General features: G+C 65.4%; 12 protein-coding genes. 3 read left to right on the top strand and 9 right to left on the bottom strand.

Annotated features, from left to right (window positions below; translation table 11 throughout):
• Window positions 1-118 precede the first annotated feature (118 nt).
• The 3 genes from OC184_RS13030 to guaA form a co-directional block, all read right to left on the bottom strand.
• Window positions 119-799, bottom strand: a complete 681-nt coding sequence (locus OC184_RS13030; RefSeq protein WP_265507617.1) for a GNAT family N-acetyltransferase — start codon at window positions 797-799, stop codon at window positions 119-121.
• 63 nt (window positions 800-862) lie between these two features.
• Entirely contained in the window at window positions 863-2,383 is a 1,521-nt protein-coding gene (locus OC184_RS13025; RefSeq protein ID WP_265507616.1) for a cryptochrome/photolyase family protein, read from the bottom strand.
• A gap of 75 nt (window positions 2,384-2,458) precedes the next feature.
• On the bottom strand, window positions 2,459-4,018 hold the full coding sequence (gene guaA / locus OC184_RS13020) for a glutamine-hydrolyzing GMP synthase (protein ID WP_265507615.1): 1,560 nt from the start codon (window positions 4,016-4,018) through the stop codon (window positions 2,459-2,461).
• Between the two features lie 102 nt (window positions 4,019-4,120).
• Here guaA and OC184_RS13015 point away from each other — a divergent pair, with 102 nt between their 5' ends.
• Window positions 4,121-4,639 carry a CAP domain-containing protein gene (locus OC184_RS13015; protein WP_265507614.1) on the top strand — a complete coding sequence of 173 codons (519 nt, stop codon included), beginning with the start codon at window positions 4,121-4,123 and terminating at the stop codon, window positions 4,637-4,639.
• Between the two features lie 42 nt (window positions 4,640-4,681).
• Here the strand turns inward: OC184_RS13015 and OC184_RS13010 are convergent, their stop codons facing one another.
• The 6 genes from OC184_RS13010 to proS all read right to left on the bottom strand — a co-directional run bounded on the left by OC184_RS13010 (window position 4,682) and on the right by proS (window position 11,460).
• Window positions 4,682-6,016, bottom strand: coding sequence for a branched-chain amino acid ABC transporter permease (locus tag OC184_RS13010; protein ID WP_265507613.1), 1,335 nt, complete (start codon window positions 6,014-6,016; stop codon window positions 4,682-4,684).
• 12 nt (window positions 6,017-6,028) lie between these two features.
• Entirely contained in the window at window positions 6,029-7,036 is a 1,008-nt protein-coding gene (locus OC184_RS13005) for a branched-chain amino acid ABC transporter permease (RefSeq protein ID WP_265507612.1), read from the bottom strand.
• Between the two features lie 3 nt (window positions 7,037-7,039).
• Window positions 7,040-7,873, bottom strand: coding sequence for an ABC transporter ATP-binding protein (locus OC184_RS13000; protein WP_265507611.1), 834 nt, complete (start codon window positions 7,871-7,873; stop codon window positions 7,040-7,042).
• On the bottom strand, window positions 7,870-8,652 hold the full coding sequence (locus tag OC184_RS12995; protein WP_265507610.1) for an ABC transporter ATP-binding protein: 783 nt from the start codon (window positions 8,650-8,652) through the stop codon (window positions 7,870-7,872). The genes OC184_RS13000 and OC184_RS12995 overlap by 4 nt, the downstream gene beginning before the upstream one ends.
• A 110-nt stretch (window positions 8,653-8,762) precedes the next feature.
• On the bottom strand, window positions 8,763-9,947 hold the full coding sequence (locus OC184_RS12990) for an ABC transporter substrate-binding protein (protein WP_265507609.1): 1,185 nt from the start codon (window positions 9,945-9,947) through the stop codon (window positions 8,763-8,765).
• A 151-nt stretch (window positions 9,948-10,098) separates the two neighbouring features.
• Window positions 10,099-11,460, bottom strand: a complete 1,362-nt coding sequence (gene proS / locus OC184_RS12985; protein WP_265507608.1) for a proline--tRNA ligase — start codon at window positions 11,458-11,460, stop codon at window positions 10,099-10,101.
• A gap of 127 nt (window positions 11,461-11,587) precedes the next feature.
• On the opposite strand from proS, the gene OC184_RS12980 reads away from it, so the two are divergent.
• Both OC184_RS12980 and OC184_RS12975 read left to right on the top strand, forming a co-directional pair.
• Complete coding sequence (locus tag OC184_RS12980; protein WP_265507607.1) at window positions 11,588-12,796, top strand: AI-2E family transporter; 1,209 nt, start codon at window positions 11,588-11,590, stop codon at window positions 12,794-12,796.
• A gap of 9 nt (window positions 12,797-12,805) precedes the next feature.
• Window positions 12,806-13,510 (top strand): P-loop NTPase family protein, encoded by a 705-nt coding sequence (locus OC184_RS12975; protein WP_265507606.1) that lies wholly within the window; start codon window positions 12,806-12,808, stop codon window positions 13,508-13,510.
• The last annotated feature ends 9 nt before the right edge of the window (window positions 13,511-13,519 follow it).

The raw sequence follows: 13,519 nt of genomic DNA, 5'->3' as shown, positions 1-13,519 counted from the left end.
TCCTTGCCCATCTCAGAGCCTTTTTGTGTTTGCTGCTTTACCTGGTGCGCCGTCATCCCGCGAGGAAATCCCCGTCAGCACCTCCCATCCGCCGCCTGATAGAGGTGTTCAGGCGGGACTAAAAACGCGGATCGCCCAGCACGACGACCGCGTGGTCGCCGGCTGCCCGAAGCGCGGCGGCGACCAGCGCGCGGCCAAGGCCGCGCCCCTGGACGGCGGGGTGGACCGCGACCGGTGCCAGGGCGAAGGCAGGACAGTCGGCCACCAGGGGCGACAAGGCGGCATACCCGATGATCGTGCCCTGCGCATGCGCCACCACCGAGTATGCCAGGTCGCCATCGGCGCGCAGGTCGCGGACCAGCCGCGCTTCGGCTGGACCGTCGAAGGTGTGGGCCAGCAACCGGTCGATTGCTTCGCTGTCTGCAGGCACCTGGGGCCGGATGCGCGGCTGGATGGCGTGGTCATGAAAGTCCCGCTTCAGGTCGCCGCTGCGTTCGCCCCAGGGGCTGGCCCGCGTCCTGCCCTGATGCGCTTCAAAGGCCCTCCTGTCGCTGAAGAGCTCCTCCAAGTCCCAGATCATCGGATCTTCGGACTGCGTGATGTCAAAGCGCAGGCAGCCTGGCTCGGCCCGGCTGAGGGCGGCGTGGTCCGGCAGCAGGTCCAACGTGGTCATCATCTGCGCCATGTCGCGGCACGTCAGCCGGCCGTGCAGGCCGAACAGCGGCGTCTCCAGCAGGACGGTCTCGCCCGAGGTGTCAGTCGTGGTGTGGTGGTGATGGCCGCAGGCGCAGCTGCTCATGTCGGGTTCCCCGGTGCGTCGTCGGCGCAGCATCGGCGGACGGGGCGGCCGGGTCAAGCGGCCTCAGACCTCTTCCCCGGCATCCATGCGAGCAAGGAACGCGTCGGCGTCCGACAGGACAGTGGCCCGCTTGTCGGCATCCATCCGGTCCCAGGACGAATAGATGCGGCCGATGCGGGGATTGCCCGCGAACCGGTCACGGTGGCGGTCGAGGAAATGCCAGTAGAGCAGGTTGAAAGGGCACGCATCCGGACCCGTCTTGTCGCGGACCTTGTAGGCGCAGCCCCGGCAGTAGTCGGACATCTTGTTGATGTAGTTGCCGGAACTGACATAGGGCTTGCTGCCGACCACGCCGCCGTCGGCGAACTGGCTCATGCCGATGACATTGGGCGCCTCGACCCATTCATAGGCGTCGATATAGACCTCCAGATACCATTCGTGGACCTGGTGCGGGTCGCAGCCTGCCAGAAGGGCGAAGTTCCCGGTCACCATCAGCCGCTGAATGTGATGCGCGTGTGCCAGGTCGCGGGTCTGGGCGACTGCATGGGACAGGCAGTTCATCCGAGTCGGCGCCCCCCAGTAGAGAGGCGGCAGATCGCGGTCATGCCCAAGCGCGTTGCGGCGGGTATAGTCAGGCCCTTCGAGGAAATAGATCCCGCGCATGTATTCGCGCCAGCCCAGGATCTGCCGGATGAACCCCTCGGCCGAATTCAGGCGCACTCGTCCGGCGTCATAGGCGTCGGCGGCGGCCTGGCAGACCTCGGCCGCCGACAGAAGCCCAGCATTGATATAGGCCGACAGGACCGAGTGGTGCAGATGCGGATCGTCCGACAGCATCGCGTCCTGATAAGGGCCGAATTCGTCCAGCGAATGGATGATGAAATGGTCCAGCGCCTTCAGCGCGTCCCGGCGATCGGTGGCATAGTCGAACGGGCGCAGCCGGCCGAAGTTTTCCGGAAAGCGGGCTTCGACAAGACCCAGAACCTCGGCGGTCACTTCATCGGGCGCGAAGGCCAATGGACCTTCCCGCAGCAGATCCGGCGCGGCGGGCTTTCTGTTGTCTTGGTCGAAGTTCCACTTGCCCCCTTCGGGCTGGCCGTCCTTCATCAGAAGGCCCGTCTTGCGGCGCATCTCACGATAGAACCACTCCATCCGCAGGTCCTTGCGGCCTCTGGCCCAGTCTGCGAATTCGGCGTGACTGGCGAAGAAGCGGTCGTCGGGAAGCTGCCTGACCGGCACCGGCATGTCGCCAAGCGCCTGGATCAGGCGCCATTCGCCGGGCTCGGTCGCGATGATGTCGTCTGCGCCATACTCCGCTGCTCGGCGCAGCAACTCGCTTGGAATCGACTGGCTGTTGTCGGGATCGTCGAGCCGGGTATAGGCAACGGTCCGGCCGCCCTCGCGCAGTTCAGCCGCGAACTTGCGCATGGCTGCGAAAATGAAGGCGATCTTCTTGGGATGGTGCCGGACATAGCTGGCTTCGGCCATGACCTCGGCCATGACCACCACGTCACTTGGCTCAGCCAGCCGCAGCGCCGACAGGTCGTGGGTCAGCTGGTCGCCCAGCACAAGGATCAGCCGCATGACGCCCCCCGGTAAAACGAAAGGACGCGCAGGCTGCCCCGCGCGTTCCCGATCGTCATGCGGCAGGGCGCCGCGTCATTCCCATTCGATCGTGCCCGGCGGCTTCGAGGTGATGTCATATGTGCAGCGGTTGATGCCCTTGACCTCGTTGATGATGCGCGTCGCGGTTTCGCCCAGGAACTCGTGAGTAAAGGGATAGTAATCCGCCGTCATGCCGTCCACGCTGGTGACGGCGCGCAGGGCGCAGGCAAAATCATAGGTGCGGCCGTCGCCCATCACGCCCACCGTGCGCACCGGCAGGATCGCGACGAAGGCCTGCCAGATGTCGTCGTAAAGGCCATGCTTGCGGATCTGGTCGATGAAGACGGCATCCGCCTTGCGCAGGATCTCCAGCTTCTCGCGGGTGATCTCTCCGGGGCAGCGGATGGCCAGGCCGGGGCCGGGGAAGGGGTGGCGGCCGATGAAGCTTTCCGGCAGTCCCAGCTCGCGGCCGAGTTCGCGCACCTCGTCCTTGAACAGCTCGCGCAGCGGTTCCACCAGCTTCAGGCCCATCTTTTCGGGCAGGCCGCCGACGTTGTGGTGGCTCTTGATCGTGACCGAGGGGCCGCCGGCGAAGCTGACGCTTTCGATCACGTCGGGATAGAGCGTGCCCTGCGCGAGGAACTCGGCACCGTCGATCTGGCCCGCGTATTTCTGGAACACGTCGATGAACAGCCGCCCGATGATCTTGCGCTTGACCTCGGGGTCGCTGACGCCTTCCAGCGAACCTAGGAACAGGTCGGCCTCATCGGCGTGGATCAGCGGGATGTTGTAGTTGTCGCGAAACATCTTCACGACCTCCTCGGCCTCGTTCAGCCGCAGAAGGCCGTGGTCGACGAAGACGCAGGTCAGCTGGTCACCGATCGCCTCGTGGATCAGCACCGCCGCCACGCTGCTGTCGACGCCGCCGGACAGCCCGCAGATGACCTTACGGTCGCCGACCTGTTCGCGGATCTTGCGGATCGCCTCGTCCTTGTAGGAGGCCATCGTCCAGTCGCCGGTGAAGCCCGCCAGCCGGACGAAGTTTTCCAGCATCGTCCGGCCGTTCGGCGTATGATGCACCTCGGGGTGGAACTGCACGCCATAGAAATGCCGCGTCTCATCGGCGATCATCGCTATCGGCGCGTTGGGCGAGGTGCCGATCACCTCGAAGCCCGGCGCCAGCGTGGTGACGCGGTCGCCGTGGCTCATCCATACCTCTTCACGGCCGCTGGCGAATAGTCCGGCGAATATGCCGTCCTGCTTGTGGCCCGGCGCCGGCGCGATGAAGGCACGGCCGTATTCGGCGTGATGACCGGATTCGACACGACCGCCCAGCTGCTCCATCATGACCTGCTGACCATAGCAGATGCCGAAGACCGGCACGCCCAGCTCGAACACCGCCTGCGGGGCGCGGGGGCTGGCCTCTTCGGTCACGCTGGCAGGGCTGCCCGACAGGATGACCGCTTGCGGCGCCATGTGGCGCAGGATGTCGTCGGTCACCGCGTTGAACGGGTGGATTTCGCAATAGACGTTCAGTTCACGCAGGCGACGCGCGATCAGCTGCGTCACCTGGCTGCCAAAGTCGATGATCAGAAGGCGCTGGTGCTGGGTCATGGATGCGCTTTAAGCGCCGTTCGGGAACCATGCAAGAGGCTGTTGCGGAACCCTCGGAACGCACTGACGTTGGGAATAAATTCCAAGCGTGAGGTATGTGCGATGTTTCGTCCGTTGCTGGTCCTGGGATCCTCCCTGGTGATCGCGGCCTGCCAGCCGCAAATTCCCGAACCCACCGCCCCCATCCCCGAGGATGGGCTGGCGGCCATGTGCAGCGGCGTCCCGGAAGCCGGCGCGCGCCTGAACCAGTTGGTGAACGGCGCCCGCCTGGCCGAGGCAAAGCCCGCGCTGGAGATCAGTGAGGATCTGAACACAATCGCGCTGTCGCATGCCTGCGACATGGCGATGATGCAGCAGGCCGACGTGGCGGGGTCGAACGGATCGAACGTCGTCGACCGCGCCCGTGCGGTGGGCTACCCGACCTGCGGTGTCGTGCAACTGGTCAATGTCGGCACGACGCCCGACGGGGCCGTTGCCAGCTGGCTGATCCCCGGTCCGCAGCGCGAGCAGCTTCTGGGTCAGCTGAGCTATGAGGTCGGAAGCGGTGTTGCGCGCGGGCCGGATGGTCGACTGTGGCTGAGCACCGTGATGGGCAACGACTGCCCGGGTGTCTTGCAATAAAGCGCGGGGCCGAAAGGCCCCGCACCGACGCCGGATGGGCGCCTATTTCTCGGGCAGCAGGCCCCGTGGCGCGAAGCGCAGGACCAGCAGCAGCACCAGGCCCATGGCGATGAAGCGCATGTGCGGCGCGCTGTCCAAAAGATGCGCCTTGACCGGGCCGGCGGCCATCGGGCCGGTCAGCAACGCGATCAGCGCCGGGCCCCAGACCTCGGCCTTGATCCACAGAAACCAGATCGTGACAGCGCCCAGAACCGCGCCCCAGTTGTTGCCGGACCCGCCGACGATCACCATGACCCAGATCAGGAACGTATAGCGCAGCGGGTTGTAGCTGGTCGGCGCCAGAAGCCCGTCCAGCGTCACCATCATCGCCCCGGCAATGCCGATGACCGCCGAGCCCAGGATGAAGACCTGCAGGTGACGCCGCGTGACGTCCTTGCCCATGGCCTCTGCCGCGGTCTCATTGTCGCGGATCGCGCGCATCATCCGACCCCAGGGCGAGTTCAGCGCCAGCTCCGCCAGCAGGATCAGGACCAGCAGCACCACCAGGAACAACGACATGTAGCTGAGCTTGACCCAGATGCCTGACGCCTCGGCCGCATCGAACCCCCAGCCTGCGGCAAAGCTGACGAAGTCAGGGTTGTTCTGCAGGTCAATCTCAGCCGCGACGGGGCGGGGGATCGAGGTGATGTTCTTGACGCCGCGGGCCAGCCAGTCCTCGTTCTTGAGAACCGCCACAATAATCTCGCCAATCCCAAGCGTCGCAATGGCCAGATAGTCCGAGCGTAGCCCCAGGGCCACCTTGCCGATGCCCCAGGCCGCGATGGCCGCAAAGACACCGCCCACGACCCATGATAGCAGCACCGGCAGGCCAAGGCCGCCGATATTGCCGTGGCGGGCGGGGTTGTTCGCCTCGATCGCGGTGACGGCAGGGTCGAAGAGCCAACGATAGGCGACGAACCCCGCAATCAGGACGATGGCCGTGACAATGCCGCTGCGGCTGCGTGACCAGGCCAGCTTGGCCAAAGCCAGCGTGCCCAGACCCATCAGCAGCGCCAGCATCAGCCGGGTACCACCGGCGGACCAGGCGCCCTCGACCGGGGGCAGGGATACCAGCACCGGCGCCAGCGCACCCATGGCCAGGAAACCCACAACGCCGACGTTGAAGAGGCCCGCATAGCCCCATTGCATGTTCACCCCAAGCGCGGTGATCGCCGACAGAAGGCCCATGTTCAGGATCGCGAGCGAGGTGTTCCAGCTGCCCGAGAACATCGCATTCCGCACGGTACCCTCCAGCACGAAGAGGATCGCCAGAACCGCGAACAGGATGAGGGCGCGCCAGCGGCTGTACGAGGTCGTAGCTTGACGGTTAGTTGCCATGATCTTGTCCCCTTACACCGACTTGCCGCGGAACAGGCCCGTCGGCCTGAACAGCAGGACCACGATCAGGATCACGAAGCTGACCGCGAATTTATATTCCGTCCCCAGCAGCTGCATCAAGCCGCCGGGTTCGTACCAGGGGGCGACATAGCCGACCACCTTGACCCAGGGGTAGGTGACGGCAACCTCCGAGAATGCGACCAGGAACCCGCCCGCGATGGCACCGACGGGGTTGCCGAGACCCCCGACGATGGCCGCCGCGAAGATCGGCAGCAGGATCTGGAAATAATTGAACGCCTTGAATGATTTGTCCAAACCATAGAGTGTGCCTGCGATGGTCGCGAGTCCCGCGGCGATGATCCAGGTTAGCCGGACAACGCGTTCGGGGTCGATGCCCGACAGCAGGGCAAGATCCTCGTTGTCGGAATAGGCGCGCATTGCCTTGCCGGACTTGGTCCGGTTCAGGAACCAGAAGAGTGCGATCACCACCAGGACCGCCACGACCAGCGTCAGCGCCTGCGTCGATCGCAGCGCCAGGCCTTCTGTCAGGCCGGTCATCTCTCGGAACGACCGGACATCGACGATGAAACGCGCGCCGTCGTCGAAGCGGTATTCGTCAACGCCGATCAGCAGGCGCGTCAGACCGTTCATCACGAACATCACGCCGACCGAGGCCATGACCAGGATGATCGGCGCGGCTTTCTGCCGGCGATAGAAGCGATAGACGGCGCGGTCGGTGCCCAACACCAATATCGCGGTCAGTGCGATCCCGAAGGGCAGGGCGATCAGCGCCGTGGGGAGGGGCCCGGCGCTGATGCCGATCGCCTGCAGGCCCCAGGTCAGGATGATGACGATGGCGGTGCCGAAGGCCATGGTGTCGCCATGCGCGAAGTTCGAGAACCGCAGGATGCCATAGATCAGCGTCACGCCAAGCGCGCCGAGCGCCAGCTGCGCACCATAGGCGGCGGCGGGAATGAAGACGAAGTTCAGAAAGACCACGAGGGCGTTCAGGATATCCAAGGCTCAGCCCCCCAGGAAGGTGCGGCGCACCTCGTCGTTCTGCATCAGTTCCTTTCCGGTGCCGGTATGGGCGTTTGCCCCCTGCACCAGCACATAGGCCTTGTCGGCGATCATCATCGCCTGGCGGGCGTTCTGTTCAACCATCAGCACCGGCAGCCCGCCGCGTGCGATGGCGATGATGCGGTCGAACAGCTCGTCCATGACGATGGGGCTGACGCCGGCGGTCGGTTCGTCCAGCATCAGCACCTTGGGCTGCGTCATCAGTGCACGGCCCACCGCGACCTGCTGGCGCTGGCCGCCCGACAGCTCTCCGGCGGCTTGACGGCGCTTTTCGGCAACGGCGGGAAACAGGTCATAGACCTGCTCCATCGTGCGGCGGATGTCGTCGCCCCGGATGTAGGCGCCCATCTCTAGGTTCTCCTCGACCGTCATGGACGGGAAGATGTTGTTGACCTGCGGGACAAATCCCATGCCCGCCCTGACCCGGTCCTGCGGGTTCAGCGCGGTGATGTCCTGCCCGTTCAGTCGCACGCTGCCCCGGCGCAGGTTCAGCATGCCGAAGATGGCCTTCATCGCCGTCGACTTGCCGGCACCGTTCGGGCCGACGATGACGGCGATCTGCCCCGCCTCGACCGCGATGGTGCAGTCGTGCAGGATGTCGGCGCCCTTGCCATAGCCGCCGGTCATGTTCTCGCCGATTAGGAATGGGTCGCCTGTGCGGCCGGGCCCGGTCGGTCCGGACCTGCGTTCCCCGTCGACGGTGCCACGCCCCAGCGGGTTTACTACCGACCGGTCGCGATTGCCGCGCTTGCCGAAGACTGCATCCTGATCGCTCATGCGCCCACCATGTCCTTGTTCTTGAGGCCCGTGCCCAGATAGGCCTCGATCACGGCCTCGTTCTGCATGATGTCCTGGGCGCTGCCCGTGGCCAGGACCTTGCCCTCGGCCATGACGATCACCGGGTCGCAAAGCTTGCCGATGAAGTCCATGTCATGCTCGATCACGCAAAAGGTGTAGCCGCGTTCCTTGTTCAGGCGGATGATCGCGTCGGCGATAGTCATCAGAAGCGTGCGGTTCACGCCAGCGCCCACCTCGTCGAGGAAGACGATCTTGGCGTCGACCATCATCGTGCGGCCCAGTTCCAACAGCTTCTTCTGGCCGCCCGAGAGGTTGCCGGCCTTTTCATGGGTCAGGTGGCGGATGGTCAGGAAGTCCAGAACTTCGTCGGCCTTGCGGCGCAGTTCGGCCTCCTCGCGGTCGATGCGGCCGCGCTGGAACCAGGTCTTCCAGATCGTCTCTCCGGCTTGCGCGCCGGGTACCATCATCAGGTTCTCGCGCACCGTCATGCTGGAGAATTCATGCGCCAGCTGAAAGGTCCGCAGCAGGCCCTTGTGGAACAGCGTGTGCGGCGGCAGGCCGGTGATGTCCTCGCCATCCATGAATACGCGGCCCGACGTGGGCGGCAGAACACCTGCGATAACGTTGAATAGCGTCGATTTCCCGGCGCCGTTCGGGCCGATCAGCCCGGTGATCGAGCCGGTCTCGATCGTCAGGCTGGCGCCATCTACGGCACGGAAGCCGCCGAAATGTCTGTGAAGGTCTTCGACCCGGATCATTCTTCTACTTCCCTGTCTTCACATTCGAGGTGAAGTTATCGCAGCAAGTTGCTGTCTTCATGTAAAAACCCGGCATCGCAAGATGCCGGGCCCCGGTGGTTTCGCAGCGATCAGCGATACCCGACGACCTCGATCTTGCCGTCGGTGAACTGGATCTCGCGATAGACGCCGGCGGATTCGCCCGCGCCCACCATTTCGACCGCCGTAGCGCCGACATAGTCGACGTCGCCGCCGCCGTTGATGATTTCCAGCGCCTTGCCCAACTCGCCCGGCATGATCTTTTCGCCCGGCTCGTTGGCGACATCCATGATGCTGCCCTTGTAGGTCGCCGGGTCGGACGAACCGGCCTTGGCCATCGCCAGCATGATCAGCGCAGCCGCGTCATAAGCCTCGGCCGAGAAGGCGCCCGAGCCGTCGAAGCCGGCCTCTTCGGCCATGCTCAGATATGTCTCGCGTCCTTCGCCCTCGGCTGCGGGGTTCTGGCCGAAGCTGCCCTCGATCTCGGTGCCGAAGTTGTCCTCGAGCGCCTGCCCGACCATGCCGTCGGGGAAGACGAAGGTGTCGAAGGCGCCGGTGTCGAGCGCTGCGCGGACGATGCCCGAACCGCCCTGGTCGACATAGCCCGCCACGACCAGCGCGTCGCCACCTGCGGCCGAAAGCGCCGCGACTTCGGCCGAATAGTCGGCCTTGCCGTCGTCATGCGCGGCGTTCACCGTGACAGTGCCGCCTTTTTCCTCGAACGCGGCTTGGAAGCTGTCGGCCAGGCCCTTGCCATAGTCGTTGTTGGTATAGGTCACGGCGACCGTGTCGATGCCGCGGTCCATGATGATGTTGGCCATCACCTCGCCCTGGCGCGCATCCGACGGTGAGGTGCGGAAGAACAGGCCATCATCCTCAATTGTCGATAGCGCGGGCGAGGTCGCCGAGGGCGAGATCATCACGACGCCGTTCGGCTTTGCGACGTTTTCCAGCGAGGCGATCGTCTCGCCCGAGCACATGCCGCCGACGATGCCCTTGACGTTCTCGGCCGTGATCAGGCGTTCCACTGTGGCGGTCGCGGCGGCCGCGTCGATGCAAGTGGAATCGCCAGTGACGCTGGTGACGGTCGATCCGTCCAGCAGCAGACCTGAGTCGCTGACTTCCTTCATCGCCAGTTCCGCGCCGCTCTGCATCCCCGGCGCCATCGATTCCAGCGGACCCGTGAAGCCGAGCGATACGCCCAGCTTGATTTCTTCAGCGCCAGCGGCACCGGCCAAAAGCGCGCCGGCGGCGGTCGCAAGAAGAAGTTTTTTCATGTGGTCGTCTCCCAGTTGGAACATTGTCCTGCCAGCAGGTTAGAAGCGCCCCTTTCAAAAAGAAAGGGGCGTTGTCCTGCAAGGAAGCATGCTTTTTGGTCAATTTCGCAGGTGACGCTGCGGCAATTCACGCCGCAGCACCCGCAGTCCGTCAGCGGTCCGGGGCGGCCATTTCCAGCACGGGCTGATATGTCTGGGCCAGGCGCGCGATGGCATCCTTGGGCGACAGCTCCTCGCTCTCGCCGGTGCGGCGGTTCGTCAACTCGACCTTGTTGGCCGACAGGCCGCGCGGGCCGACGGTGATCCGCCAGGGCAGGCCGATCAGGTCCATCGACGCGAACTTGGCGCCCGCACGCTCGTCGCGGTCGTCATAAAGCGGGTCCAGACCGCGCGCCTGCAGTTCGGCATAGATCGCCTCGCAGGCGCTGTCGGTCGAATTGTCGCCCTGCTTCAGGTTCACGATGCCTACATGGAATGGCGTCACGCCCTCGGGCCAGATGATGCCCTTCTCGTCGTGGTTCGCCTCGATAATCGCGCCCAGCAGGCGGCTGACGCCGATGCCGTGGCTGCCCATGTGGACCGGCACGCGCTGCCCGTCGGGGCCGACGACGGTGGCCCCCATCGGCTCGGAATACTTGGTGCCGAAATAGAAGATCTGCCCGACCTCGATCCCGCGCGCTGTGCGGCGGCGCTCCTCGGGCACCTGGTCGAAGATCGCCTGGTCATGCGTCTCATCGGTCCGGGCATAGCGGCTGGTGAATTCGTCCAGCACCGCCTGGCACTCATCCACGCTGTCATAATCGATCTTGCGATCGCCGAAGGTCAGGTCGGTGATCTGGCTGTCATAGAAAACCTCGGATTCGCCGGTTTCCGCCAGCACCAGGAACTCGTGCGTATAATCTCCGCCGATGGGCCCGCCATCCGCGCGCATCGGGATCGCCCGAAGGCCCATGCGCTCATAGCTGCGCAGATAGCTGACCAAGTGGCGGTTATAGGCGTGCAGTGCGTCTTCCTTGGTCAGGTCGAACGTATAGCCGTCCTTCATCAGGAACTCGCGCCCGCGCATGACGCCGAAGCGGGGGCGGATCTCGTCGCGGAACTTCCACTGGATGTGGTACAGCGTCAGCGGCAGATCCTTGTAGCTATTCACGTGGCTGCGGAAGATGTCGGTGATCATTTCCTCGTTCGTGGGACCATACAGCAGGTCGCGCTTGTGGCGGTCCTTGATGCGCAGCATCTCCTCGCCATAATCGTCGTAACGGCCGGATTCTCGCCACAGGTCCGCCGGCTGCAGGGTCGGCATCAGCATGGGGATATGGCCCGCACGCTGCTGTTCTTCGTGCACGATCTGCTCGATCCGGCGCAGGACCTTGAAGCCCATCGGCAGCCAGGAATAGATGCCCGCCGCCTGCTGCTTGATCATGCCCGCGCGCAGCATCAGCCGGTGGCTGACGATCTGCGCCTCCTTGGGGTCTTCCTTCAGCACGGGCAGGAAATATCGCGACAGGCGCATGGGCAGGGTCCTTCACAGCGGTTCGGCCGAGCGATACCGGATCGGCCCCGCCTTGCCAAGCATGGCGCTTGCAACCGTCCGCCCGTGACGGCACATTCCCCCCATCCGAGGGCAGAGGTCGAAATCCATGCGCAACCCCGTTCGCAAGCAGGTCATGTGGTGGGGCATCGCCGCATTGGTGCTGCTGCTGACGCTGTGGCTGCTGGGCCAGGCGGTGCTGCCCTTCATCATCGGCGCAGGCGTGGCCTATCTGCTGGACCCGGTCGCCGACCGGCTGGAACGGGCGGGCCTGTCGCGGACCATGTCAGTGGTGCTGATCACCTTCATCGTCGTGCTGGCTTTCGTCGCCATCGTCCTTCTGGTCGTGCCGATCCTGTTCCGACAGGCCTCCGCCCTGATCGAGATCGCGCCCCAGATGCTGGACCAGGCGCGGGTCTTCATCGACGCGCGCTTTCCGGGCGTCATCCCCCATGCCGGTGGGTTGCAGCAGACGCTGACCGACCTTCAGGCCACCATCGGAGAGCAGGCGGGCCGCGTGGCATCGACCGTGCTGGGGTCGGTGCGTGGCGCCATCGGGACGCTGGCGCTGCTGGTGATCGTGCCGGTCGTGGCGTTCTATCTGCTGCTGGACTGGGACAACATGGTGGCCAGCATCGACCGCCACCTGCCGCGCGAACATGCGTCCGTGATCCGGCACCTCGCGGCCGAGATCGACGACGCTTTGGCCGGCTTCGTGCGGGGTCAGGCCGTGGTGATCCTGATCCTGGGGACCTGGTACGCGCTGGCGCTGATGTTCGTGGGCCTGCCCTTCGGCTTCTTCATCGGCATCATGGCGGCCGTGCTGTCATTCATTCCCTATGTCGGCGTGCTGATCGGCGGCGCGACGGCCATCGGCGTCGCGCTGTTCAGCTTCTGGGGCGACCCGCTTTGGATCGGCGCGGTCGTCGTGATCTTCGCCATCGGCCAGGTGGTCGAAGGCAATTATCTGCAACCCAAGATCGTCGGCGGCCATGTCGGCCTGCATCCGGTCTGGCTGCTGCTGGCGCTGTCGGTCTTCGGCGCCTTGTTCGGCTTCGTGGGCCTGGTCATGGCGGTGCCGATGGCCGCGGCCCTGGGGGTCCTTGCGCGGTTCCTGCTGGCACGGTATCGCGAAAGCGCGCTTTATACCGGGCAGCCTGAACCACCCGAGCCTGCGCAGCCCATTTTGGTCGAGATGGTGCCGGCGGGCACCGTGGCCGACCGCCTGCGTGCCGCGAGGTTGGCCAGCGACCGCGCCCGCAGCCGTCAGCACATCGACATCATGCGCGAAGACCTGAACCGCCGAGAGCGGGACTAGCGAGGTCGCGTGACGCAATTCCCGCTTTCCCGCCAGTTGACGCTGGACCTGACGACGCCGCCGGCCCACGCACGCGCCGATTTCCTGCCCGCGCCCGCAAACCGGGCAGCACTTCGGGCGCTGGACCGGCCGCAGGACTGGCCGCAGGGCCGGATGCTGCTGATCGGCCCCGAGGGGTCGGGGAAGACGCACCTTGCCGCATTCTGGGCGGCCGAGAACGGCGCCCGCCGGATCAGTGCCAGCGCCTTGCGTCCGGAGGCCGCCGATACGATCGCGGCCGAGGGTGGCGCCGTCGTCGTCGAGGATGCCGACCACGCGGGCTTCGCCGCCGGGGCCGAACAGGCGTTGTTCCACCTGTGGAACCTCTGCGGGCCGCGCGAATGCCTGCTGCTGCTGACGGCGCGCCGGCCGCCGCGGGATTGGGGGCTGGTGCTGCCCGACCTGCGGTCGCGGATGGACGCGATGCCTCAGGTCCTGCTGGAGCCGCCGGACGAGTCGCTGCTGGCCGCGGTCCTCGTCAAGCTGTTCGCCGACCGCCAGCTGGCGGTGCCGCACGGTCTGATCGACTGGCTGGTGCTGCACATGGATCGCGACCTGGGGCTGGCGCGACGGCTGGTCGCCGCGATGGACGTTGCCGCCATGGCCGAGAAGGGCCCCGTGACCCGCCGCATCGCCGCCGACTTGCTGGACAAGCTGTCCGACGCCGAGGCATGATCAAACGCC

This window comes from Paracoccus rhizosphaerae, assembly GCF_026162645.1.
In the GTDB taxonomy this organism is placed as follows: domain Bacteria; phylum Pseudomonadota; class Alphaproteobacteria; order Rhodobacterales; family Rhodobacteraceae; genus Paracoccus; species Paracoccus rhizosphaerae.
The sequence above is the reverse complement of the archived record's forward strand: the minus strand, read 5'-3'. Positions and strand labels throughout refer to the sequence as shown.

Bases quoted from the DNA above. Each gene is read 5' to 3' on its own strand.
- OC184_RS13030 (WP_265507617.1), bottom strand. From the start codon at position 799: ATGAGCAGCTGCGCCTGCGGCCATCACCACCACACCACGACTGACACC.
- OC184_RS13025 (WP_265507616.1), bottom strand. From the start codon at position 2,383: ATGCGGCTGATCCTTGTGCTGGGCGACCAGCTGACCCACGACCTGTCG.
- guaA (WP_265507615.1), bottom strand. From the start codon at position 4,018: ATGACCCAGCACCAGCGCCTTCTGATCATCGACTTTGGCAGCCAGGTG.
- OC184_RS13015 (WP_265507614.1), top strand. From the start codon at position 4,121: ATGTTTCGTCCGTTGCTGGTCCTGGGATCCTCCCTGGTGATCGCGGCC.
- OC184_RS13010 (WP_265507613.1), bottom strand. From the start codon at position 6,016: ATGGCAACTAACCGTCAAGCTACGACCTCGTACAGCCGCTGGCGCGCC.
- OC184_RS13000 (WP_265507611.1), bottom strand. From the start codon at position 7,873: ATGAGCGATCAGGATGCAGTCTTCGGCAAGCGCGGCAATCGCGACCGG.
- OC184_RS12995 (WP_265507610.1), bottom strand. From the start codon at position 8,652: ATGATCCGGGTCGAAGACCTTCACAGACATTTCGGCGGCTTCCGTGCC.
- OC184_RS12990 (WP_265507609.1), bottom strand. From the start codon at position 9,947: ATGAAAAAACTTCTTCTTGCGACCGCCGCCGGCGCGCTTTTGGCCGGT.
- proS (WP_265507608.1), bottom strand. From the start codon at position 11,460: ATGCGCCTGTCGCGATATTTCCTGCCCGTGCTGAAGGAAGACCCCAAG.
- OC184_RS12980 (WP_265507607.1), top strand. From the start codon at position 11,588: ATGCGCAACCCCGTTCGCAAGCAGGTCATGTGGTGGGGCATCGCCGCA.